Source organism: Bradyrhizobium sp. ISRA442, from assembly GCF_038085055.1.
Taxonomy (GTDB): domain Bacteria; phylum Pseudomonadota; class Alphaproteobacteria; order Rhizobiales; family Xanthobacteraceae; genus Bradyrhizobium.
This window is the reverse complement of the sequence record NZ_JALGCN010000004.1, coordinates 122,213-143,676: the sequence shown is the minus strand read 5'-3', so window position 1 is coordinate 143,676 and position 21,464 is coordinate 122,213. Positions and strand designations below refer to the sequence as shown.

The following is a 21,464-nucleotide window of genomic DNA, read 5'->3' as shown; positions in this document are numbered from 1 at the left end:
TCGAAGCCCTTTCACAGTGGCCGCAACAAATGGCTCGTCGTGTAAACGATATCGCGCTGTGCGCGTTGCTCGATGAAGAGCTGCCCGGTGACGAGCAGTGTTGCGGTGAAGACGAGTGCGATCATCGCGGTCGCGAATTGACTGGCATGGTTCATCGCGAGGACTTCCGTCTGTTCAGTTCGCAACGTGAACGCGCGCAACCAGTCGCAGTTCCTGTCCATTTCGAAGAAAGTTGCCGTTTTTTCCCGGAATATCTCGCCGTGCCTGCCGACGCCGATGGGCTCAATAGTTGATCTCCATCCGAAGGCCACGCGGATCGATCTCGCCACCGTCGACACGCTCGGTGCTGTCGCGCGCCGCGACCGCACAGGCGCAGGCGTCGATGAGATCGTCGCAGCCGATGCCGGTGCCATGACGCTGCGTCAGCCATTTCGAGAGCTTTGTGAATCCTCGTTGCTTCAGGAGCGCCATGCGCTGCTTCCGGCCGCGCGCCGACGTCTTCCGCTCGAGCCGGATGCGGCCAGCGAGATTCCAGAAGATCAATTCCGGATGCGCCTCGCCGACGATCGCTTGTCGCGCGGGCGTCATGACATCGTCGACCTCCCTGATCTTGTCCCTGATATTCCAGAGCTGAGCCGACACGCCCCTGCCCTTGCCTTCGTGCTCCCAGTAGTGCCGATTGGCCGTAGCCATGTCGGGAAACGCCCAGAGGTTTCGCCGCGCACCGAGGAACACGCCTGCGCCGACCAACGCGCGGGCGCGCACGTCGCAGATGCGATAACCGTCAGGCTTCAAGCCGATCGGCATGTCGATCATCGCCCTCGCATGCGGCATCGCGAGCAACCGGGTCAGACCCGGCGAGTAATCGAAGCCGTGATCGCCGCCATCGTCGATCCAGGCCGCGACCCAGCCGAAACGAAATCCATCGAGGCCGAGATAGGTGGGCACGCAATTTCTTGAGATCAGCCTCCGACCGCCTGGTAGGCCAGACGCTTGAACTCGAAGAAGAAGGGATTCCAGAAGCCCATGTAGCGCTGGGTCATCAGGACGCCCGCGGTATTGGCCGTTGGACAGATCCACCAATGGGTCCCGGCAAGGCCACCCCACTGGAATTCGCCGGCCGAGTTTACGGGATCAAAGGGCGTCGGAGCGAAGGTGACGGCGCCGCCGAGGCCAAATCCCTTGCCGGGGATCGGTCCGAGATTGGCGAAGCGGATCGTCTGGCCTGCAGGGAGCTGGTTCGTCATCATCTGCCGCAGCGTCTCGGGCTTGAGGAGCGCGTCCGACCCCGGCAGCAGCGCGCGCACCAGCGCGAGCATGTCCGGCAAGGTCGAGACCAAGCCACCGCCACCCGACAGCCGCGGAAATAGCCGTCGATAGGCTTGCGGATAGGGCAGATTGTCGGCGCGCGTGAGGCCAGGCTTCATCGGGTCAAGCACGTCGGCGCCATTATAGAGACCGACCAGCCTGCCCTGTGCAGCCTCGGGCACGTGGAAGCCGGTGTCGGCCATGCCAAGCGGATCGAAAATGTTCGCCTTGAGGAAGGCATCGAGCGACTTGCCCGAAACGACCTCCACGACACGGCCGAGCACGTCGGTGGCGACCGAATATTCCCAGGCGGTGCCGGGATGATAGGACAACGGCAGATCGGCAAGCTTGTCGATCATGTCGGTGAGCGGTGTCAGCGGATCGAGAACGCGTGCCTCGTTGTAGCCCTTGAACAGCACCGTGCCGGGATCGAAGATGCCATAGCTCAGGCCGGAGGTGTGGGTCAGGAGTTGGCGGATCGTGACCGGCCCCCTCGCCGGCTCGACATCGGTGAGGCTCGCCGCGCCCTGCTTCAGCACCTTCCGATTGCCGAGCTGCGGCAGGAATTTTTCGACGACGTCGTCAAGCCCGACGCGGCCCTCCTCCACCAGCAGCATGATCGCGCAGGTGACGAAGATCTTGGTGTTTGAGAAGGCGCGGAAGATGTGGTCCGGACGGAGCCCGACGTTCGCCTCGCGGTCGGCCAAGCCGACACATTGCTGATCGACGACATCGCCCCCGCGCAGCACTGCCCAGGATGCGCCAGGGATGATCTCCTGATCGACATAGCGCTGCATCGCCGTCCGCACGGCGGAAAAATCGCTGACCCTCGCGTCCATCTGCTGCTCCCCAATGTGGCTGCGGACGATATAGCGCGAATTTGCCGGATATGAAGGCCCGCTGGCGACCGAACGACGATGTGCGACGTTCACGCCTGCTTCATCAGCGCAGTAACGTGCAAGCGGCGCCGAATCCGCATCCCCTGCCTCTGGTACAGCGCGATCGCTGATGCGTTGTTGGAGAAGACATGCAGGAACGGAACTTCGCCGCGCGCCTCGATCTGGCGCGCGATGGCCCCGAGCAGCGCCTGCGCGTAACCCCGTCCACGATGAGCAGGATGCACGCAGATCGCGGTCATCTCGGTGAAATTGCCCGGCTTCATCCGCTCCCCGGCCATCGCAACCAGTTCACCGCCAACACGGATGCCGAGAAACGTGCCGAGCTCATGCGTTCGCGCCGAGAACGGACCGGGCTTCGTCAGCGCGGTCAACGCCGTCATCGCGGGAACGTCGGCGGCGCCCAGCGTCACGATCTCGGCGCCCCGCAATGTGCTGTCGCCAGGCGCACCGATCATCTGCTCGCCGGTCTCCGCGAGCACGACCTTGAAGCCCGTGGGCGGTGTCACGACGTCCGGCGTAAACAGCACGGCCACTTGTGAAGGTGACATCAAGCCGCCGAGATCAGCAAAGCTTGCCGCCGACATGTCGACCATGTCGGCAAAGGGCGTCATCGCCACGGGGTAGCGCAACGCTTGAGGCCCGCCCTCCGCCAGATGCTTCTGGCGGGTCGTCAGCGCGCTCCAGATCGGACGATCCAGCAGCGTTTCGTCGCCGTCGGACACCTCGTCCTACTCCTTGTCGAAGCTGACGATGACGGCCGCGTTGGCGATGAGGATGGGGTCGTTGGCCTGCTCCGTGGCCGAGGGAATCTCCAGCCCGCCCTTGACCGCATTGACCGTCACCGTGCCGTAAGGAAGCTCCTTCGCGACCGCGTCCTTGTCGACGGCTTCGGGATTCGGCACCGCGATGGTGACCTCAACGAACATGTCGTTCGCGGTCTTCCCGATCATCCGGAAGAATCCAAGGCTCGAATGCCTGATCGCGTCCGAGACGGCGCGCTTGGCCGCCTTGGTCGCATTCCTGCCGTGGACGTCGACGCCCATGCCCATCTCGGTAACGCAGCGAACGCGGGTCATTTCCATTCCTGTGAATGCTGGAGTTCAGAGGGGCTGACCTTCCGCGATCCGCGCCTCCGGCACAAGCGTCTTTTCACGCAGGAAATATGCGTTGCGGTGTTCCTCCTGGGCAATCACGACCGCGCGAATACGCAACAGATCCTTGCGCGCGACCAGACCCACGACGCGATGGCTGGCGCGGTCGACCACCGGCAGGCGGCCGAGGTCGGAGGCAACCATGAGATCGGCCACCCGCCCCAGCACATCGTCGGGATGCGCCATCACCGCTGAAGTATCCGAGACGACGTCGTCGAGCGTCGCGGCCTGGTGATCGCCCTCGGTACGCCAGCGCAGCACGTCGGCACGGGTGACCATCCCGGTCAGCCGGCCATCGGCGGCGACGACGGGATAGGATTTGTGACGCCGCTCCTCCGAGGTGAAGAAGGCAACGGCCGCGTCGATGGGCAAGTCGACTGGAAGCGTGTCGACGCTCTTCACCATGACGTCGGCGGCGCGCAGCAGCTCGAACGGATCGATCGAATATTCGCGCGTGATGTGCTGGCCGCGGCGCGCGATCTTCTCGGTGAGGATCGAGCGCTTCAGCAGCAGGACGGTGACGGCGTGCGCGGCTCCTGTCGCCGCCAGCAGCGGCAGCAGCATGTCGATGTTGCCGGTCAGCTCGATTGCGAACATAACGCCGGTGAGCGGCGAGCGCATCGTGCCGCCCATCATCGCGGCCATGCCGACCAGTGCCCAGAACGAGGCACCACCGGGCAGCACCAACCCCTCCATCCAGCCCGCCGTGCCCCCGAGAATGAGCAGCGGCGCCAGCACGCCGCCCGACGTGCCCGAGGCCAGCGCGACGACCCATATGGCGGACTTGACCAGCAACAGCCGGATCGCCTCCTCGCGCACCATGTGGCCGGACAGCAGATCGGCGATGACGTCGTAACCGACGCCAAGCGCGCGCGGATCGACGAGACCTCCGAGGCCGACCACCAGCCCGCCCAGCATCGGCCACCACATCCAGTGCAGCGGCACATGATCGAACAGATCCTCGGCCGCATAGAGCAGCCGCGTCATCAATCCGGATTGCAGGCCGGCGACGACGCCGACGCCGATCGCAGCCGCCAGTCCCCACCAGGGCAGGTCCGGCCGCTCCGCGAACGGAAACAGCGGTCCCGTTCCGAACAGCAGCGGACGCCAGGCCGCGGAGACCACGGCGCCCGTCACCACGGGCAGAAAGCTGCGCGGCTTCCATTCGAACAGCAACAGCTCGACCGCGAGCAGCACTGCCGCGATCGGCGTTCCGAAAATCGCCGTCATGCCGGCGGCCGCGCCCGCGACCAGCAGCGTCTTGCGCTCGGCGGCGGTGAGATGGAAACATTGGGCGAAGATCGAGCCGATGGCACCACCGGTCATGATGATCGGCCCTTCGGCGCCGAACGGACCGCCGCTGCCGATCGACACTGCCGAGGACAGCGGCTTCAGGATCGCCACCTTCGGCTGCATCCGGCTGCCGCCGATCAGGATCGCCTCGATCGCCTCGGGAATGCCGTGCCCGCGGATCTTCTCCGAGCCGAAGCGCGCCATCAGCCCGATCACGAGTCCGCCGAGCGCCGGCGCCAGCACCATCCAGATTCCCGGATGGGCATTCGCCAGCGCGACGTTCTCGGTGCTGACATGGCCGAACCAGACCAGGTTCGTAACCAGCGCGATCAGCTTCAGCAGCACCCATGCTGCCCCGGCCCCGAGGCTCCCGACCAGTATGGCCATCCCGATCAGGATCAGCACACGGCGGTCGGCGGTGAAGTCTCCGGGCTTGCCGCGATGACGCGGAAGCCCGCCGGTTATGTCCAGGGTCTGGCGCATGTTTGCTCTTGTCGGGAGAATTCTCGCGCCTGCCAATATATCGTGACCCGATATATTTCAAGGAATGGCTGGTATTCGCCCTGCCTCTAAATCAGGCAGATGTTGTCTTTGAAAAAGCCGGTTGGCCGCAAAAGTTAATGGCCACCGCCCTGCCTGTCTCGGGCCCGCAGCTCGTCGACCAGCACCCGCACGTTCTCGGAATAGTCTATCGGGATCGAGATCAGGTGCACGCCGCCGTCCTTGAATGCGGCATCGAGCGTCGGCACGAAGCTGTCGATACTCGCGATCCGGTGCCCTTGCGCGCCATAGGCCCTGGCGTACATGACGAAGTCGGGATTGCCAAAGGTCATGCCGAAATCCGCGAAGTGATCGACTGCCTGCTTCCAGCGGATCATGCCGTAGGCGTTGTCCTCCAGTACCAGCACGACCAGGTTGAGCTTGAGGCGGACGGCCGTCTCCATCTCCTGGCTGTTCATCATGAAGCCGCCGTCGCCGGCGACCGCGAGCACGCGGCGATCGGGATAGAGCATCGCGGCCATCATTGCCGACGGCAGGCCGGCGCCCATCGTCGCCAGCGCATTGTCGAGCAGCAGCGTGTTGGCGACGCGGGTGCGGTAGTTCCGCGCGAACCAGATCTTGTACATGCCGTTGTCGAGCGCGACGATGCCGTTCTCCGGCATCACCTGCCTGATGTCGTGCACGATCCGCTGCGGTGTCGGCGGCCAGCGTGCCTCGGTGGCGCGATCGGCGATGTGGCTGAGGATCTTTTCGCGCAATGGCAACAGCGCCGCCGCGTGCGGCAGCTTGCCCTCGACGCGGTCGGCGAGCAGCTCCAGGCTGGGGCCGACGTCGCCGACGACCTCTGCATCCGGAAAATAGACCTGCTCGACGCTGGCGGGCGTGTAGCTGACGTGAATGACCTTCGGACCCGACGGCCCCATGATGAAGGGCGGCTTCTCGACGGGATCATGACCGATCGCGACGATCAGGTCGGCCGCATCGATCGCGTCATGGACGTAGTCGCGCTCGGACAGCGCTGCAGTGCCCATATAGAGGTTGGTGCCGCCGGGTACCGTGCCCTTCCCCATCTGGGTGGTGAAGAACGGAATGCCAGTGCGGCGCACGAAGCTCGCAATGCCGTGGGTCGACCTCGGCCGGCTGGTCGCCGCTCCCATCATCACCAGCGGCCGCTTCGCGGCCAAGATCATCGCGGCGGCACGGTCGAGTGCGGCACGATGGGCAACGGGGATTTCGATCGGATGGGTCGGCACCACCGGGACGGAGGCCACCTCCTCCCCCGCGACGTCCTCGGGCAGCTCGAGATGTACCGGTCCCGGCCGCTCCTCCATCGCCGCGCGGAAGGCGTCGCGCACCACCGTCGGGATGCTGGAGGCACTGACAATCTGCCGCGACAGTTTCGTCAGCGGCTTCATCGTTGCGACCACGTCGACGATCTGAAAACGCGCCTGACGGCTGCTCATGATCGCTTTCTGGCCGGTGATCAAGATCATCGGCATCGCGCCGAGATGCGCATAGGCCGCACCGGTGGACAGGTTGAGCGCGCCCGGGCCGAGCGTCGAGAGACACACGCCCGGCTTGCCCGTCAGCCGTCCATGGGTTGCGGCCATGAACGCGGCGGCCTGCTCATGCCGGGTCAGGATCAGTTCGATTTTGGAGTTGCGCAACGATTCCACCAGATCGAGATTTTCCTCGCCGGGAACGCCGAAGATGCGGTCGACGCCTTCGTTCTCCAGCGCCGCGACAAGCAGATCCGATCCCTTCACCTTGCGCTCCTGCCCGCTCATGTCGCCTCCAGCATATTTCGGCTCCCGCGCACCGCTGTAGCAGACGCATCGTAGCCGCCCGAGGCGCCGGCACAACTCACAAAGCGGCGCGTGAGGAGCTCTAGAGCTCGCTTAACATGGTCGTCCCGGCGAAGGTCGGGACCGATAACCACAGGCAGTTGTTGTTCGGTGGCCCAGCGAGCTTCGACAACGCTGACCGGGGTAATGGGTCCCGCCCTTCGCCGGGACGACGTCGGGAGATGGTCTGTATTCTACCTCAACAAACACCGTCATTGCGAGCGCAGCGAAGCAATCCAGAATCTCGCCGCGAGTGAGATGCGCTGTTCGTCTCGCGCGGGCCTCCGAAGTTCCGCGTCCAAGAAATCAGCACGAAATGGCCTCATGTGAGTCCGCAACTTTTCGCGGCGGCATGACTTCTTGGGCAGCGACTCTTCTGTCGCGATCTCAAATGCCAACCAAAGGAGTTCACATGGCTCTTCTCGGAAACCTGCTCGGCACGGTCGATGGCTTGCTTGGAACAGCTACAGGCAGTGTCGATGCAGGTGGAAGTGCAACGGCCGGCGCCAGCGGCGCGGTCGATCTGTCGCACACGCTCGATCTCGGCGCGCTGATCGAAACCAACCCCAGCATTGACGTATCCGCGTCGGGCCTCGCGGGAACCGGCGGCATCGAAGCCTCGATCTCCGCACCAACCGCGGTCGGCCTCAGTGCAGACGTCGGCCATCTCGACGTCGGTGGGCTCCTTCACGGCCTGGTTTGAGTCGCTGTTCCCTCACTTCATGACGATGCGTGGCGTGGGGCGACAGCCCCACGCAATTCAACGCGTAAGCCCGCCAGCGTCTCGGCGCGCACTCTTTATTTCCAGGGATCACACATATGGCGGCAGGGGCTTTGACGGTCGCGGATGAGGCGGCAGGGTCGTCTCGTCGTCACAGCGACGACGTTCGCGAGGCGTTACTCAAACTCTGGCCGCATTTCCTCTTTGCCGGACTGTTTTCCAGCGCGATCAACCTGCTCTATCTCAGCTCGCCGCTCTATCTGATGCAGGTCTATAACCGCGTCCTGCTCAACGAAAACATCTCCACCCTCGTCCTTCTCACCCTGATCCTCGCCATCGCGCTGCTGACCATGGCGGGGCTCGACGCAGTGCGCTCCTGGATCCTCATTCGCTGCGGCATCCGGCTCGACATGGAATTGTCGACGCGCGTGTTCGAGGCGCTAGTGGTGCGGTCGGCCGAGCGCGGTGCCTCGCGCGGCGCCCAACAGCTCCGCGATCTCGACCAGTTCCGCACCTTCGTGACGGGGCCTGGCATCTATTTCGCGTTCGACCTGCCCTGGATCCCGATCTACCTGCTGCTGCTCTTCTTCATCCATCCCCTGCTCGGTCTCGTCGCGACCATCGGCGCATTGCTGCTGCTGGGGCTCGCCGGCGTGAACGAGGTTCTGACCCGCGCGCCGATGAAGCAGGCTGAGGCGTCTGGAAATCAGTCCTACGTCTTCACCGAGAACGTTCTGCGCCACGCCGACGTGATCCGCGCCATGGGCATGCAGCCGGCGGTCGAGCGCAACTGGCAGAGCCAGCGTTCCGCGATGCTGGTCCAGCAGGCGATCGCCAGCGACAAGAACGCGGTGATGACGTCGTCGATCCGCTTCTTCCGCCTGCTGCTGCAATCCCTGATGCTCGGCACCGGCGCCTGGCTCGCCATCGACCACGCGATCATGCCGGCAACCATTTTCGCCGCCAGCATCGTCATGGGTCGCGCGCTGGTGCCGGTCGAACAGGCGGTCGGCACCTGGAAGCAGTTCATCGGTGCGCGCGACGCCTACACGCAAGTGCGAGACCTGCTCGCCACCATCGATCTGACGACACCTCAGACCATCGTGCCGAAGCAGCGCAACACCGTCGAGGTGCGCGAGCTCGTCTGCGAGCTGCCGTCGCGGCAAGAGCCGGTGCTCAAGGGCCTGTCCTTCGAGCTCGCCGGTGGAAAGGCCCTCGGCATCGTCGGTCCGAGCGGATCCGGAAAGAGCACGCTGGCGCGCCTCCTGGTCGGCGCGATGGCGCCCGCCACAGGGCGGCTGCGTTTCGGCGGCCTCGACTACAATCACTGGGACCCGGTCGAATTCGGCCGCCATGTCGGTTACCTGCCGCAGGACGTCGGCCTGTTCGCCGGCACCGTGCGCGAGAACATCGCGCGCTTCGGCGACGCCTCGACCGACGAGATCATCGACGCCGCCATCCGCGCCGGCATCCACGAGATGGTGCTCGAGCTGCCCCGGCAATACGACACGCGGCTCGGTGTCGGCGGCGTCGGGCTGTCGGGCGGACAACGCCAGCGGCTTGGCCTGGCGCGTGCCTTGCTCGGACGGCCACCGCTGCTCGTGCTGGACGAACCCAATGCCAATCTCGACGGCCCCGGCGAGGAAGCGCTGAAGGCCGCCCTGCTCCAGGCCAAGGCCGACGGCGCCGCCGTCATCGTCATCACCCACCGCACCACGATCCTCGACATCGTCGACGTCATGATGGTGCTGCGCAGCGGCATGCTCGACATGCTCGGGCCACCCGGCGAGGTCTATCAGGCCTTGCAGCAGCAGGCCGCTGCAAAGGCCACCGCGTCATGAGCACGCTCGGCGCAACTTATGTCACCAGCCGCGAGCGCGCCTTCTATGCGCGGCCGGGGCGGCCGGCGCTGGTCGGAGCAATCGTGGTAGGCGCGTTCACATCCGCGATGACGCTGTGGGGCACGCTTGCTCCGATCTCGGGGGCCGCGATTGCCAGCGGCAATCTTCAGGTCGAGGGGCGGCGGCAGAGCGTGCAGCATCCCTATGGCGGCGTGATCCGCCAGCTTCTAGTCCGCGACGGCGCCCACGTCGAAAAGGGACAGCTCCTCGTTGCGCTCGACGACAGCGATCCGCGCGCCAAGCTGGAGGTGCTGGTTGCAGATCGTGATGCGGCACGCGCTGCGGAGGCGCGGCTGATCGCCGAGCGCGACGGCCGCACTGCGCCGGACTTCGGCGTCGATGCGCAAGGCGCGAAGCCCGCGCTGCGCCAGGCGATGGCGAACGAGATCGCGATGATGGCCGCGCGAAGACACCAATTCGAGGCAGAGACCGCCGTGCTCAAGGGTAAGATCGCGGAACTAAACGCCCAGATCGGCGGCACTCAGGCCCAGCTCACCGGCACCGAGAAGCAGCGCGAGCTGCTGTCGGACGAGATGGGCGGTGCGCAGCGCCTGTACGAACAGGGCTATACGCCGAAGACCCGAATCCTGGCGCTCCAGCGCGAGGACGCCAAGCTGCAGGCCGATATCGGCGCACAGCGCGCCACCATCGCCGGCATGCAGCAGCAGATCTCGCAGAACGAGCTCGAGATCGCCAAGGCCGAACGCGCGAGGATGAGCGAAATCACCGATCAGCTCCGTTCCACTGAGAACAAGCTCGCCGAGCTTGCACCGAAGATCGAGGCCGCGACCGACGTCGTGACCCGCACGGAGATCAGGGCGCCCGCGACCGGCTCGGTGGTCGGGCTCGACGTGTTCACCGAAGGTGGCGTGATCCAGCCCGGCGCCAAGCTCATGGACATCGTGCCGTCGGACAATCCGCTGATCGTCGATGCGCAGCTAAAACTCTCCGACATCAACGACGTCACGGTCGGGCGCCGCGCCGAGGTCCGGCTGACCGGCGTCAACTACATCGAGCGTCCCCGTCTCTACGGCATCGTGCGAACGGTCTCGGCCGATCGCGTCACCAACGACAAGTCCGGGCCCGGCTACTACGCCGTCGAAGTCTCGCTCGAGCCGGAGGACGTGAAGAAGTCGCGCATCGAATTGCAGTCGGGCATGCCGGCCGAGGTGATCGTGCCGACGCGCCCGCGGACGCTGTTCGAATATCTGTTCGGTCCGCTGCGCGACGAGCTGACGCGCGCCTTCCGCGAACGCTGACGAGGAGCAAGGTCGATGTCTGCATCCAAGCAGAACAACCGCCGCGCCGAGAAGGCGGAGCTGGCGCGCCATATCACGACGGACGAGACCGTCGCGTTCATGACCGCGCTGATCGCCTTCCTGGACGAGGCTCACGCGGGTCGGCTTCACGACGCCATCGCTGCCCAGCCGCTTCCGACGGATTCCCACTCGACACCCGAGCACCCGACCGAGCCTGCGCCCGCCGAAATGGCTCCGAGTGAACAGCAACCTGCATCCGGCGATCAGCATGCCGATGCGACCGATCCGGCATCGCACGATGTCGCGCCGGTGCTGCACACCGACGCAACGATGGGCAGCGGCGCCTCGGACGCCCGTGGAGGCGCGGACGTTGCGGTCGGAACGCAGGGCCACGACTCCGCGCCGGTCGCGGCTGAAAGTCACGCTGACGCCACGAGCGTTCCCCACGCGTCTGATCACGCCGTGAGCGCCGGAGACGCCTCCACCCACGCCGATGCTGCGATATCCACCGCGATCGATCCGGCGACGTCCCTCCACCAGCTTGGCGATACCATCACAAACCTCGTCGACACCTCGCTCGCGGCGGTGTCGCATACGCTGGACAGCCTGAGCACGACCGTGACGGAGCTGACGTCCACGGTGACCGGGACAGTCGGACAACTCGTGGATGGTGTCACCGGCATCGTCGGCGGTCTGCTGCACTCCGTCGGAGGCGGTGCAGACCATGCGCCAGCCACCGATCTGGTCAGCGCGCTCGTCACCGACATCGTGAGTTCGCCGCTGGCGACAGCGCATGACGGTGCGGCGACACACGATGTCGATATCGGCGGCCTCGACACCGCCGGCGCGGTACCGATGGCGGCACTGCCACCACTCACACTGCATCTCGGCTTTCTCGGCCAGCCGACGAGCGAAGGCCACGACGTCCATGACGGCGCGTTCTCCGCGCTCGGCGTGCATCATTTTTAGCGAAGAGGCCTTTGCGCCACCTTCAGCGACAGCTCGGTGCCGCCCTCGGTCGGCGGGCGTCCCCGTCCCACGGACGTAGCAACGCATTGATCGCGCACTGATTGTCGGCGACGCGGTAGCATCCGACCGTTGATGTGGCGAAGAGACCGCCCCCAAGAAGCACTCCAGCTTTGCGGACGAACGGCGTCGCGCGCGCTATTCTGATTGCGGCATCACGCAAGCTGACACATTTGGCGCGCAAGATGCGCATCGCCGGTTCACCGACATCAGGGAGGACTCCATGGCCATCACCGAGAACAGCAAGGCTGCCGAGGCGCCGAAACCGGGCAGCATCGACTTCAAGCTCGAGATCGTCGTCGTGCCGGTGTCCGACGTCGATCGCGCCAAGGCGTTTTACGCGAAGCTCGGCTGGCGGCTCGATGCCGACTTCGCCTCGGACGACGGCTGGCGCGTGATCCAGGTCACCCCACCGGGCTCGAACGCCTCGGTCATCTTCGGCAGGAACGTCACGGCGGCAGCGCCCGGCTCCGCGCAGGGCCTGTACCTGATCGTGTCCGACGTCCAGACGGCCCGTGACGAGCTCGTTGCCCGCGGCATCGAGGTCGGCGAGGTCTTTCACGGCAGCGGCGACACGCATACTGGCCCGGACGAACCCTACATCTCCGGCTCGCGTCGCGTGAGCGGCCCGGATCCTGCGCGCGGCAGCTATCGCTCCTTCGCCTCATTCCGCGATCCCGACGGCAATGGCTGGCTGCTTCAGGAGATCACGACGCGCCTGCCCGGCCGTGTCGAGGCCGACACGACATTCAAATCGACCGCCGATCTCGCAGGCGCGCTGCGCCGCGCGGCGGTCGCGCATGGCGAGCACGAGAAGCGCACCGGCGGCAAGTACGATGACAACTGGCCGGACTGGTATGCCGACTACATCGTGAAGGAACAGGCCGGTGCATCGTTACCGAGCTGAGGCGCCGCCCCAGCCCGATTGACCTGAAAATAATATCTGACTAAAGTCAGATATATGCTCGACCCCGTCTCCCGCGTTCGCCGCTTCAACCGTGCCGTCACCTCCGCCGTCGGCGCGCTCGATACGTCGTTCCTCGGGCGCGGCCGGCCGCTGGGCGCGGCGCGCGTGCTGAACGCGATCGGGCATGGACGCTTCGACGTCGCGGAGATCCGCGATTATCTCGGCCTCGATTCCGGGCTGATGAGCCGGCTCTTGCGCAGCCTCGAGGACGAAGGGCTGATCGAGACCACGGCGCATGAGGATGACGCACGCCGCCGCGTCGCGAAGCTGACGCGCGCGGGCCGGCGCGAGTTCGCCGCCTATGAGGCGCTCTCGAATGCACAGGCAGAGGACTTCATAGGCCGTCATTCGCAAGCGGACGCCCTGCTCGCGGCGATGGACCTGATCGCGTCCGCGCTGACGCGCGACCGCATCGCGCTGGACGAGATCGATCCGCGCAGCGATGAGGCACGCTATTGCCTCGGCGAGTACTACGCTGAGCTCGGCCGCCGCTTCAAACAGGGCTTTGACGTCACGCTGTCGCGTGATCCCGATGCCGCCGACATGCGCCGCCCGCGGGGAACGTTCATCGTCGCGATGTCGGACACGCTGCCGATCGGCTGTGTCGGGCTGAAGGGCACGGACCACGGCTACGCGGAAATCAAGCGGCTGTGGGTCGCGCCCGCTGCGCGCGGACTCGGCCTCGGCCGGCGCCTGATGGATGCAACTGAGGCAGCCGCGCGCGAACTCGGCATCGCGCTGCTGCGGCTCGACACCAACAGCGCGCTGCCGGAAGCCGGCCAGCTCTACCGCAGGACCGGCTGGAGCGAGATCCCGCGCTTCAACGACGATCCTTACCCGGATTTGTTCTTCGAAAAGCGGCTTTGAAGTTCGGCGTCGCTTTCCCGTCATTCCGGGACGCGCAACAGCGCGAACCCGGAATCCACAAGTTGTGCCGCGAGATTCTGGGTTCGATGCTCCGCATCGCCCCCGGAATGACGGCTTCCTTTCTCACGCCGCCACCGGCGCCACTTCGCCTTGCGGCTTCGCAAACGGCCTGAACATCATCGCCATCAGGAACGCGCCGAGGCCCATCGCCCAGGAGCCGATATAGAGCCAGGCGTAGCTCGAAAACGCGTCGTAGATCAGGCCGCCGGCGAGCGGACCGGTCGCCATGCCGAGGCTGCCGGCCATCGCCGTGCCGCCGATCACCGTGCCCATCATTCGCAGCGGAAAGTTTTCGCGCGCCAGCACCGCGTAGAGCGGCATCGTGCCGGCATAGATGAAGCCGAAGACGGCCCCGACCGCGTAGAACGTGGTGAGCTGATGCGCGAAGACATAAGCGAGCGCGCCGAACGCCTGCAACAGCAGACCCGAGACCAGCACGCGCTTGGCGCCGAAGCGATCGCCGAGGAGCCCGAAGGCGATGCGGCCGCCCATGCCCGCAAAACCCTCGACGCTGTAGATCGTCACCGCAGCGATCAGCGGGATTCCGCAGCTCACGGCATAGCTGACGGTGTGGATGATCGGACCGGAATGAGTGGCGCAGCAGAAAAAGTTGGTCGCGAGTAGGATGAGGAATTGCGGCGAGCGCAGCGCCTCGCCCATCGACATCTCGGCTTGCGGCGCGCCCTCGCCCGACACCGCGGCCGGCGCATGCGCGAGCGCGGGCGGACGGCGGACGAGGAGCGAGACCGGGATCATGATGGCGCCGACCACCAGCGCCACAATCTGCATCGAAGTGCGCCAGTCATGGTTGGAGACGAGCCAGGCCGCGAGCGGCGACATCGTCATCGGCGCCATGCCCATGCCGGCCGACACCAGCGACACGGCGAGGCTCCGATGGGTATCGAACCAGCCGGTGACGGTCGCCATCATCGGCGCGAAGATGGCCGCGCAGGAGGCGCCGACCAAAAGGCCGAAGACGAACTGGAACGCGAGCAGTGACGTCGCATGGCTCGCCGCGAACAGGCTCAGGGCCAGCACCGTCGACCCCGTCAGCACCACCGGCAGCGGTCCGAACCGGTCCGACAGCGTGCCCCAGACCATGCTGGTGAAGGCCATCGCCAGAAAGCCGATCGTCATCGCGCTGGAGATGCCGGTCACCGACCAGCCGGTATCCTTGGCGATCGGCTGGAGGAACACCGGTAGCGAAAACATGCCGCCGATGGCGACGCAGCCGAGCAAGCCGCCCGCGGCGACGATCACCCAGCGATAAGGGAAAGGGGTCATTTTGGTCTCCCGTCAGGTCTGTCTGGGTGGAAGACGAATGGGAACGGCGGGGGCCGACACCGGCAACAATCGGACACGAAATAATTTTGTGCGCGGGTTCCGCGGGGGTCAGGCGAAACACCCATACTATTTCGGATTTCTTGTAACCGAATTCATTGTCAATGATGGATCGATGTCCAGGACTGCGGATGAACCAGCCGACTTGAGGCTTTGGGCCCCAGACAAAAATCTCGAAAACAACCCCATGCAAAGTAGCCGGCATCTGCCGGATCAACGACTTACGATGGCTGGAAGCAATTTGACACGTCGGACAAAACACCGGCACGATGTCATCATCAGCCGCACGCGATCTCATCACGCCGCAGACGCCTGCCGATCGTCGGAATACACCAGCAAATAGAACGCAGCCGCGTGCGTGATCATCAGCAGCGGCACATAGATGATCGGGATCGCGTAGGCGCCCCCCAACTCCCCCGCCTGCGGCGGAAGGCCAAGCTGAATGCCATGATAGTAGTCGACGAGGATGTCGCCTGCCCCGACGAGATTGAAGGCAACGACGAACGGCCAGAACAGCGCACGCAGCCTTACCGTGACAAACGCCAGCATGGCCAATAGCCCGGTTGCGAAATCGGCGTAGGCGGCCGTGGTGGCGAACCCGGCGGGCAGATGCGGCCCGACCACACCGGGGACCAGGAAGACAAGCCCAAAGAAGCGGAAGCTGTGAAGAGCGGCAATGGCGCGCTGCGCCTCGACCGGCTCCATCGACTTGAGCCAGGGCCACCCATACGCACCGAAGAGAAGCAGCCACGGCACGTAACCAAGCGCGAGATGGATTTGGAAGATGGTTGCCGGCGACATCTGGCATCCTCTCAGGAGTCGGTCGGTGCGGCCTCGAACACAGCAGTCAGGATGCCGAGCCGGCCTTCCCCGATATTGCGTCCCAGGTTGGCGGCGAGCTGGGCGAAGTCCGGCCCCATGACCACGCCGAGATTTGGCGACGGCGGCGGCCCGGACGCGCGGAGCTGGGCAGCCCAAGCCTTGGCGGCTTCGGTGTCGTCCAGCCAGACAAGCGTGCGGAAGCCGGCCGCCTCGACCGCCTCGCGCGTGGCAACGGCCGACAGCAGAAAGCTCGTTGCCGGCGTTCGCGCCCACGGCACCGGATAGTGCGGTTCGCGGCTGTCCGACACGACCACGTCAAAGGTCGCAAACCTACCCCCAACCTTCAGCACGCGCCGTATCTCACGATAAAGCCGCGTCCGGTCAGGAATGTTCATGGCGACATGCTGGAGCCATGCGAGGTCGAAACGACCGTCATCAAACGGCAGCTCCAGCGCGCTGGCGATCTCGAACGACACGCGCTCGCTCTGTCCTGTGCGCGCTGTCAGATAGCGGGCGGCATCGATGAAGGGATCGCTGAGATCGACGCCGATCACCCGGCAGCCATAAGCTGACGCGAGAAAGCGTGCCGGCCCGCCAATGCCCGCGCCGACGTCGAGAACCGACATCTCGGCCGTGACTCCAGCGAGCTTCGCAAGGTCGGCAGTCGCTGCGAGCCCGCGCGTGTGAAACTGGTCGAGGGCAGCGAGTTGCTGCGGCGTGAGCCGCTGTTCCTCTGGCCCGAAGGATGCGAGCGCTGTCTTCAGCCGCTCGGTGAGGCCGATTGCGCGATAGTGGTCGCGCACGCCATCCAATACTTCTGTCATTGCGAAGCTCCTCGCGTCGGGGTTTCCTCGACCGCCATCAGCGGCCACGGTAGGCGGGAGCGCGCTTTTCCTGCAGCGCTCGGAAATATTCTTGGTGGTCGTCGCTCTGCGCCAGTCGACCAAGTTCGGGGAGCAGCGCCGTGAAGGCGGCTTCCTGACCATCGAAGAGGGCACGATTCGCTGAACCGAGGGTCGCTCGAACGCCGAGCGGGGCTGCCGTAGCGATCCTGCGCGCCACCTCGATCGCGCGATCGAGCTGCTTGCCGGGCGGGGTCACGTATTGAACGAGACCGAGACGGTAGGCTTCGTCGGCCCCCCAATCATCGCCGGTCAACATGTAACGCATCGCATTGCCCCAACCTGCCTCGCGGACGAATCTGATTGTTGCGCCACCGGCCGGGAAGTGACCTCGGTTCACTTCTCCCTGGCCGAATACGGTATCGCTGGCGGCAACCCGGACATCGGCCGCGAGGAAAAGCTCGTGGCCTGCCCCCTGGGTCTTGCCCTGAACGGCGACGACGACCGGCTTCTCCCGGCGCGGTGGCACCGTACCGATCGGATTGACGAACTCGCGGGTTTCCGGGAAGCGACCGGTGCGCAGGACTGGTGCCCAGGTTGCGGGATCGAGGATCCCTCCTACAAAGTCGGGGCCTTGGGCATAGAGCACCCCGACGCGCAACGCGTCATCGTGATCGAGCAAATAGTACGCACGGCCCAAGCCGATGAAGGCTGAAAAGTCGATACGGTTCGACTGCTGCCGATCGATGCCGATCAGCAGAATTGAGCCATCCAGCCGGTCGACTTTGACCGTGCTGGGCATCGCTGCCTCGCTCATCGGAGCGGGCGCATCCACCGGCTGGTTCTGCGCGAGGGCTGTACGGCTGCCGGCGAGCACTGTCGCGGCTGCGCCGGCAGCCAGAAAGGCTCGGCGATGCATACCGATCACATCCTTCTCGGAAGCTTGCCGGGGGGACTGCTGATGGTGTTCTACTCGGGGCATGTCGCGACCCTCCTTGGGTTCTGTCCCAGACATACGGCCGCTTCCGCCGCGCGACTATCCGCGATAATGTCGACGGGCTATGAAGCAAGACTTCACAATCAGGCAGGGTGCGCTCGACGGCGTCGAGGCTTTTCTCGCCGTTGCCAGGCACCGCAATTTTCGGCGCGCGGCCGCCGAGCTCGGCGTGACACCTTCGGCGATGAGCCAGGCGGTACGCACGCTCGAGGCCCGCATCGGCGCGGCGCTGTTCACCCGCACGACGCGGAGCGTCGGATTGACCGAGGCCGGCGAGCGCTTCCTGTCGCGCGCAAAACCCGCCTTCGAGGAGCTCGTTGCCGCCAGCGAAGCCGCGCGCGACCTCGGCCAGCGGCCAGCCGGGCTGTTACGCCTCGCCGTGCCCCGATCGGTCGTGCCACTGATCCTCGAGCCGGTGATCGCTGCCTTCTGCCAGGCCTATCCCGAGATCGAGGTGGAGATCGCCGCAAGCGAGGAGATGGTGGATCTTGCCGCAGCCGGCTTCGATGCAGGCATCCGTCTCGGCCAGCTCATCGCGCCCGACATGATCGCGGTGCGGCTGACGCAGCCGTTCCCGTTCATGGTGGTCGGCAGCCCCAACTATTTGCGCGGGCGGAAGCGGCCGCAACGCATCGACGATCTTCGCCAGCACGCCTGCCTGCGCCTGCGCCGCGCCAACGGATCGATCGCACCCTGGCCTTTCGTGGATGGCAACAAGTCCGTCGAGGCGATCGTGACAGGCCCGCTCATCGCGCACGACTATGCCACGCTGCTCGGCGCCGCAATCCAAGGCGTTGGCCTTGCGCAGGTGCCCGGTCCGCTCGCGAGGGCGCCGATTGCCGAGGGACGGCTGCAGGCGCTGCTGACGCCGTTTGCCGTGACCGGGCCAGGGGTGTTTCTGTACTATCCGGGGAAACGTCAGGTCCTGCCCAAACTGCGCGCGTTTATCGAGCACGTGAGATATCGCGGCGCCGATGTACCGCGAGGCGCAGCGAACCCGCGGGGATCGAGCAAGACCCAGCGTGCACGCAGGTCTTGATTGTTACCGCTGCAGCTTCATCAAGGGCGAGTAAGCTGGATAAGTCGGCACGAAACGGCAGGAGAAACCATGCCCAAGATCGACATCTCAACTGTTCCGCAACGCAAGGGATCCGGATATCCGGCTGAATTCAGCGCGCCATGCGCCGACCGCATCCGGCAGCGGCTCGGAAATGCCGGTGGACTCAGGGATTTCGGGATCAATCTCATGCGTCTGCCGCCAGGCAACTGGTCGAGCCAGCGCCACTGGCACTCGCACGAGGACGAGTTCGTCTATGTGCTCGAAGGCGAAGTAACGTTGATCGAAGATGACGGCGAAACGGTGCTGCGCGCCGGCGATTGCGCCGCTTTCCCGAAAGGCAGCGGCAACGGCCATCACATGATCAACAGGTCGGACGCGACGGCGGTCTATCTCGAAGTCGGCTCGCGCTCGCCCGACGATCTCATCACCTGCTCCGACATCGACATGATGAGCCCGGCGTCCGACGGCCGGTTCCTGCACAAGGACGGCACGCCGTATCCGGGCCAGTGAACGGAAACGGCGAGGCCTCACATCGCTGCGCTGCGGCGCCACTCGCTGACAGCGAGCCATGCCGCCGAGACGAAAAAGTAAAGTGCACCGACCGCAGCATAGCCTGCGATGTTGTTCGCTGATCGACGCCGGCAAGTGTTAGGAGCCTGCATGACCATTCGTCCCATCGTCCGCTATCCCGACCGCCGGCTCGCGATCCCGGCCCGGCCCGTGACCGCTTTCGACGCCGGCCTGCGGGAGCTTGCAGCGGATCTGCTGGAGACGATGCGCGCTGCGCCCGGCATCGGCATCACGGCGCCGCATATCGGCATCCCCTTGCGCGTCGTGGTGCTCGAGCTCGACCCCAAGGACGGCGCGCGGACCTACGTCAATCCACAGATCGAATGGGCGTCACCCGAGATGATCCTGCATCGCGAAGGTAGCGTCTCCATGCCCGGCGTCAACGACGAGGTCCAGCGCCACGCCCGCTTGCGGATCAGCTATCAGGATCTCGACGGCAACATGCAGACCGAGGAGTCGGAGGCCCTGCGCGCCGTCTGCCACCAACACGAGATCGATCAGCTCAACGGGATGTTCTGGATCCAGCGGCTGTCGCGGCTGAAGCGAGAGCGACTGATCAAGCGGTTTGAGAAGACCTCGCGGGGATAGTTGGCGATCGCAGGATGGGTAGAGTGAAGCGATTTCGACCGCCCGCCGTCAGATATCTCGCTGCTTTCAAACGGCGGCTGGTCTTAGGCCTCATCATCGAACGGCGACGACCATCTCCAGTTCGATGGGCGCGCCTCTCGGCAACTCGGCGACCCCGATAGAGGTGCGCGCGTGGCGACCCCGCTCCCCGAGCCGTTCGATGAGTCGGTCCGAAGCTCCGTTCATGACTTGCGACTGTTGGATGAATCCCGGTGCCGAGGCGACATATCCGACGACCTTCAGGACCTGAACGATCTTCTCCTCGCCGCCCGCGGCATGGCTGACGGCGGCTATGCAGAGATCAACGCAGAAAGCGGCAGCCTCCTGGGCAGCCTTAACATCGACATCTGCACCGACCTTGCCGGAACAAAGGAGATCCTCGCCACGGCGCGGCAACTGGCCGCTCACATAGGCCAGTCCATTGTGAATGATGACCGGCACATAGTTTCCTCCGGGCCTGTTCAGATCGGCAGAGCTATTCGTGGACATTTCAAGGCACCTTTCCCATCACAGATTCAGCAAGTTCATCCGGGTTACCGTAACACCCTCGGCACTACCATTCCCGATCCACGGAGGCTGACTGCACCGTCACCGCAATTCTTCTCTCACGCCGAAGCTGCCGCGTCTATGGGTTCGCTTCGCTCTACCCGTCCTACATGCTTCCAGTCACAACCGGATCCGCTCACCGCTTTCGCCCGCGCGTCTTGCCGTATGCTGCGAGGAACGTGCGCACGCCGGCCGCAGCGTGACGTCGGAGCTCCGCCGGCTTGGGAATCGCCTCGTCACCGAGCAGCATTGCCCGATTCAATGGCTCCGCCATAACCAACCAATTGAACTGGCAGGCGGCGACAGCCGGATCATCGATCGCCAGCAGGCCACGATCGGCCAAGCGCTTGAACAACGATGCGAGCACCGCCATCGCGCGCCTGGGTCCGTCATCGAACAAAGTCTTCGCCAGTTCGGGGAAGCGGCCGACCTCACCAATCACCAGACGGCGTAGTTGCATGACGCGCGGCGTCAGCACGACAGTAAGCTGTCGGTACGCATAGCGCTCAAGATATTCGGAAATATCTTCGCCCGCGGCTATGTCCGGCATCTCGTTGTGGACCTTATCCCCGGCTCGGGTGCTCACACTTCTCACGATCTCCACGAACAGCGCTTCCTTGCCGGGAAAATTCTTGTAGACTGTCTGCTTCGATACGGCCGCGAGCGCCGCGATCTCATCCATATTCGTGGCCAGATAGCCTTTTTGCAGGAAGACTTCCGTAGCTGCGTCGATGATCGCCCGCCGCTTTCGCGCCGAGCGGCCCTGCTCTTCGAACTCTCTTGAAGCACCTGCTGACGGCGTCGTGGTCATACCCATTTGCTCGATTGACGTATGGAACTGGACAGTCTAGTTTGATATCGG

The 21,464-nt window shown here is 64.9% G+C and carries 22 protein-coding genes and 1 pseudogene; 9 read left to right on the top strand and 14 right to left on the bottom strand.

All coding sequences use genetic code 11. The features are described from left to right. Positions 1–11: 11 nt before the first annotated feature. The 7 genes from MTR72_RS10200 to MTR72_RS10170 form a co-directional block, all read right to left on the bottom strand. Positions 12–311, bottom strand: coding sequence for a hypothetical protein (locus tag MTR72_RS10200; RefSeq protein ID WP_280964351.1), 300 nt, complete (start codon positions 309–311; stop codon positions 12–14). Beyond that, a complete protein-coding gene (locus tag MTR72_RS10195) occupies positions 283–948 on the bottom strand; it encodes a DUF429 domain-containing protein (protein ID WP_280964353.1) in 666 nt (221 codons plus the stop codon). The genes MTR72_RS10200 and MTR72_RS10195 overlap by 29 nt, the downstream gene beginning before the upstream one ends. A 14-nt stretch (positions 949–962) precedes the next feature. Further along, the gene (locus tag MTR72_RS10190; protein ID WP_280964354.1) at positions 963–2,147 is read right to left on the bottom strand and encodes a serine hydrolase domain-containing protein; all 1,185 of its coding nucleotides are present in this window, start codon (positions 2,145–2,147) and stop codon (positions 963–965) included. An 89-nt stretch (positions 2,148–2,236) separates the two neighbouring features. Continuing rightward, a complete protein-coding gene (locus MTR72_RS10185) occupies positions 2,237–2,929 on the bottom strand; it encodes a GNAT family N-acetyltransferase (RefSeq protein ID WP_280964355.1) in 693 nt (230 codons plus the stop codon). Between the two features lie 6 nt (positions 2,930–2,935). Further along, positions 2,936–3,283 (bottom strand): Lin0512 family protein, encoded by a 348-nt coding sequence (locus MTR72_RS10180; RefSeq protein ID WP_280964356.1) that lies wholly within the window; start codon positions 3,281–3,283, stop codon positions 2,936–2,938. 24 nt (positions 3,284–3,307) lie between these two features. After that, a complete protein-coding gene (locus MTR72_RS10175) occupies positions 3,308–5,134 on the bottom strand; it encodes a chloride channel protein (RefSeq protein ID WP_280964357.1) in 1,827 nt (608 codons plus the stop codon). A 134-nt stretch (positions 5,135–5,268) separates the two neighbouring features. Then, positions 5,269–6,939, bottom strand: coding sequence for an acetolactate synthase large subunit (locus MTR72_RS10170; protein WP_280964358.1), 1,671 nt, complete (start codon positions 6,937–6,939; stop codon positions 5,269–5,271). Positions 6,940–7,408: 469 nt separating this feature from the next. Here MTR72_RS10170 and MTR72_RS10165 point away from each other — a divergent pair, with 469 nt between their 5' ends. From MTR72_RS10165 to MTR72_RS10140, 6 genes are all read left to right on the top strand, one after another. Then, positions 7,409–7,699: a hypothetical protein gene (locus MTR72_RS10165; RefSeq protein ID WP_280964359.1), complete on the top strand. Its 291-nt coding sequence runs from the start codon at positions 7,409–7,411 to the stop codon at positions 7,697–7,699. Positions 7,700–7,815: 116 nt separating this feature from the next. Beyond that, complete coding sequence (locus tag MTR72_RS10160; protein ID WP_280964360.1) at positions 7,816–9,558, top strand: type I secretion system permease/ATPase; 1,743 nt, start codon at positions 7,816–7,818, stop codon at positions 9,556–9,558. Continuing rightward, entirely contained in the window at positions 9,555–10,877 is a 1,323-nt protein-coding gene (locus MTR72_RS10155) for an HlyD family type I secretion periplasmic adaptor subunit (RefSeq protein ID WP_280964361.1), read from the top strand. Before MTR72_RS10160 ends, MTR72_RS10155 begins: the two co-directional genes overlap by 4 nt. A gap of 15 nt (positions 10,878–10,892) precedes the next feature. After that, positions 10,893–11,846 (top strand): hypothetical protein, encoded by a 954-nt coding sequence (locus MTR72_RS10150; protein ID WP_280964362.1) that lies wholly within the window; start codon positions 10,893–10,895, stop codon positions 11,844–11,846. Between the two features lie 280 nt (positions 11,847–12,126). Further along, a complete protein-coding gene (locus tag MTR72_RS10145) occupies positions 12,127–12,810 on the top strand; it encodes a VOC family protein (protein WP_280964363.1) in 684 nt (227 codons plus the stop codon). Between the two features lie 54 nt (positions 12,811–12,864). After that, positions 12,865–13,737 carry a bifunctional helix-turn-helix transcriptional regulator/GNAT family N-acetyltransferase gene (locus tag MTR72_RS10140; RefSeq protein WP_280964364.1) on the top strand — a complete coding sequence of 291 codons (873 nt, stop codon included), beginning with the start codon at positions 12,865–12,867 and terminating at the stop codon, positions 13,735–13,737. Positions 13,738–13,860: 123 nt separating this feature from the next. Here MTR72_RS10140 and MTR72_RS10135 read toward each other — a convergent pair whose 3' ends face one another. The 4 genes from MTR72_RS10135 to MTR72_RS10120 form a co-directional block, all read right to left on the bottom strand. Then, the gene (locus tag MTR72_RS10135; RefSeq protein WP_341510343.1) at positions 13,861–15,081 is read right to left on the bottom strand and encodes an MFS transporter; all 1,221 of its coding nucleotides are present in this window, start codon (positions 15,079–15,081) and stop codon (positions 13,861–13,863) included. 354 nt (positions 15,082–15,435) lie between these two features. Further along, on the bottom strand, positions 15,436–15,939 hold the full coding sequence (locus MTR72_RS10130; RefSeq protein ID WP_341510342.1) for a hypothetical protein: 504 nt from the start codon (positions 15,937–15,939) through the stop codon (positions 15,436–15,438). An 11-nt stretch (positions 15,940–15,950) separates the two neighbouring features. Then, entirely contained in the window at positions 15,951–16,784 is an 834-nt protein-coding gene (locus MTR72_RS10125; protein ID WP_280964367.1) for a class I SAM-dependent methyltransferase, read from the bottom strand. A 37-nt stretch (positions 16,785–16,821) separates the two neighbouring features. Beyond that, complete coding sequence (locus tag MTR72_RS10120) at positions 16,822–17,784, bottom strand: crotonase/enoyl-CoA hydratase family protein (protein ID WP_341510341.1); 963 nt, start codon at positions 17,782–17,784, stop codon at positions 16,822–16,824. A gap of 79 nt (positions 17,785–17,863) precedes the next feature. Here MTR72_RS10120 and MTR72_RS10115 point away from each other — a divergent pair, with 79 nt between their 5' ends. Both MTR72_RS10115 and MTR72_RS10110 read left to right on the top strand, forming a co-directional pair. Continuing rightward, on the top strand, positions 17,864–18,838 hold the full coding sequence (locus MTR72_RS10115; RefSeq protein ID WP_280964369.1) for a LysR family transcriptional regulator: 975 nt from the start codon (positions 17,864–17,866) through the stop codon (positions 18,836–18,838). A gap of 69 nt (positions 18,839–18,907) precedes the next feature. Further along, positions 18,908–19,369 carry a cupin domain-containing protein gene (locus MTR72_RS10110; RefSeq protein ID WP_280964370.1) on the top strand — a complete coding sequence of 154 codons (462 nt, stop codon included), beginning with the start codon at positions 18,908–18,910 and terminating at the stop codon, positions 19,367–19,369. Positions 19,370–19,386: 17 nt separating this feature from the next. Here MTR72_RS10110 and MTR72_RS10105 read toward each other — a convergent pair. Next, positions 19,387–19,491, bottom strand: a pseudogene (locus tag MTR72_RS10105) (DUF308 domain-containing protein); the annotation flags it as partial. Positions 19,492–19,519: 28 nt separating this feature from the next. On the opposite strand from MTR72_RS10105, the gene MTR72_RS10100 reads away from it, so the two are divergent. After that, a complete protein-coding gene (locus MTR72_RS10100) occupies positions 19,520–20,017 on the top strand; it encodes a peptide deformylase (RefSeq protein ID WP_280964371.1) in 498 nt (165 codons plus the stop codon). Positions 20,018–20,110: 93 nt separating this feature from the next. Here the strand turns inward: MTR72_RS10100 and MTR72_RS10095 are convergent, their stop codons facing one another. Then, entirely contained in the window at positions 20,111–20,545 is a 435-nt protein-coding gene (locus MTR72_RS10095; RefSeq protein ID WP_280971364.1) for a RidA family protein, read from the bottom strand. Between the two features lie 193 nt (positions 20,546–20,738). Next, the gene (locus MTR72_RS10090) at positions 20,739–21,413 is read right to left on the bottom strand and encodes a TetR/AcrR family transcriptional regulator (protein WP_280964373.1); all 675 of its coding nucleotides are present in this window, start codon (positions 21,411–21,413) and stop codon (positions 20,739–20,741) included. Positions 21,414–21,464: the final 51 nt, after the last annotated feature.

Excerpts from the sequence above, each read along its gene's own strand:
- MTR72_RS10160 (WP_280964360.1), top strand. The coding sequence starts at position 7,816 with ATGGCGGCAGGGGCTTTGACGGTCGCGGATGAGGCGGCAGGGTCGTCT.
- MTR72_RS10090 (WP_280964373.1), bottom strand. The coding sequence starts at position 21,413 with ATGACCACGACGCCGTCAGCAGGTGCTTCAAGAGAGTTCGAAGAGCAG.
- MTR72_RS10145 (WP_280964363.1), top strand. The coding sequence starts at position 12,127 with ATGGCCATCACCGAGAACAGCAAGGCTGCCGAGGCGCCGAAACCGGGC.
- MTR72_RS10165 (WP_280964359.1), top strand. The coding sequence starts at position 7,409 with ATGGCTCTTCTCGGAAACCTGCTCGGCACGGTCGATGGCTTGCTTGGA.
- MTR72_RS10150 (WP_280964362.1), top strand. The coding sequence starts at position 10,893 with ATGTCTGCATCCAAGCAGAACAACCGCCGCGCCGAGAAGGCGGAGCTG.
- MTR72_RS10130 (WP_341510342.1), bottom strand. The coding sequence starts at position 15,939 with ATGTCGCCGGCAACCATCTTCCAAATCCATCTCGCGCTTGGTTACGTG.
- MTR72_RS10175 (WP_280964357.1), bottom strand. The coding sequence starts at position 5,134 with ATGCGCCAGACCCTGGACATAACCGGCGGGCTTCCGCGTCATCGCGGC.
- MTR72_RS10100 (WP_280964371.1), top strand. The coding sequence starts at position 19,520 with ATGACCATTCGTCCCATCGTCCGCTATCCCGACCGCCGGCTCGCGATC.
- MTR72_RS10180 (WP_280964356.1), bottom strand. The coding sequence starts at position 3,283 with ATGACCCGCGTTCGCTGCGTTACCGAGATGGGCATGGGCGTCGACGTC.
- MTR72_RS10110 (WP_280964370.1), top strand. The coding sequence starts at position 18,908 with ATGCCCAAGATCGACATCTCAACTGTTCCGCAACGCAAGGGATCCGGA.
- MTR72_RS10190 (WP_280964354.1), bottom strand. The coding sequence starts at position 2,147 with ATGGACGCGAGGGTCAGCGATTTTTCCGCCGTGCGGACGGCGATGCAG.
- MTR72_RS10140 (WP_280964364.1), top strand. The coding sequence starts at position 12,865 with ATGCTCGACCCCGTCTCCCGCGTTCGCCGCTTCAACCGTGCCGTCACC.
- MTR72_RS10125 (WP_280964367.1), bottom strand. The coding sequence starts at position 16,784 with ATGACAGAAGTATTGGATGGCGTGCGCGACCACTATCGCGCAATCGGC.
- MTR72_RS10170 (WP_280964358.1), bottom strand. The coding sequence starts at position 6,939 with ATGAGCGGGCAGGAGCGCAAGGTGAAGGGATCGGATCTGCTTGTCGCG.
- MTR72_RS10095 (WP_280971364.1), bottom strand. The coding sequence starts at position 20,545 with ATGTCCACGAATAGCTCTGCCGATCTGAACAGGCCCGGAGGAAACTAT.
- MTR72_RS10155 (WP_280964361.1), top strand. The coding sequence starts at position 9,555 with ATGAGCACGCTCGGCGCAACTTATGTCACCAGCCGCGAGCGCGCCTTC.
- MTR72_RS10120 (WP_341510341.1), bottom strand. The coding sequence starts at position 17,784 with ATGCCCCGAGTAGAACACCATCAGCAGTCCCCCCGGCAAGCTTCCGAG.
- MTR72_RS10115 (WP_280964369.1), top strand. The coding sequence starts at position 17,864 with ATGAAGCAAGACTTCACAATCAGGCAGGGTGCGCTCGACGGCGTCGAG.
- MTR72_RS10135 (WP_341510343.1), bottom strand. The coding sequence starts at position 15,081 with ATGACCCCTTTCCCTTATCGCTGGGTGATCGTCGCCGCGGGCGGCTTG.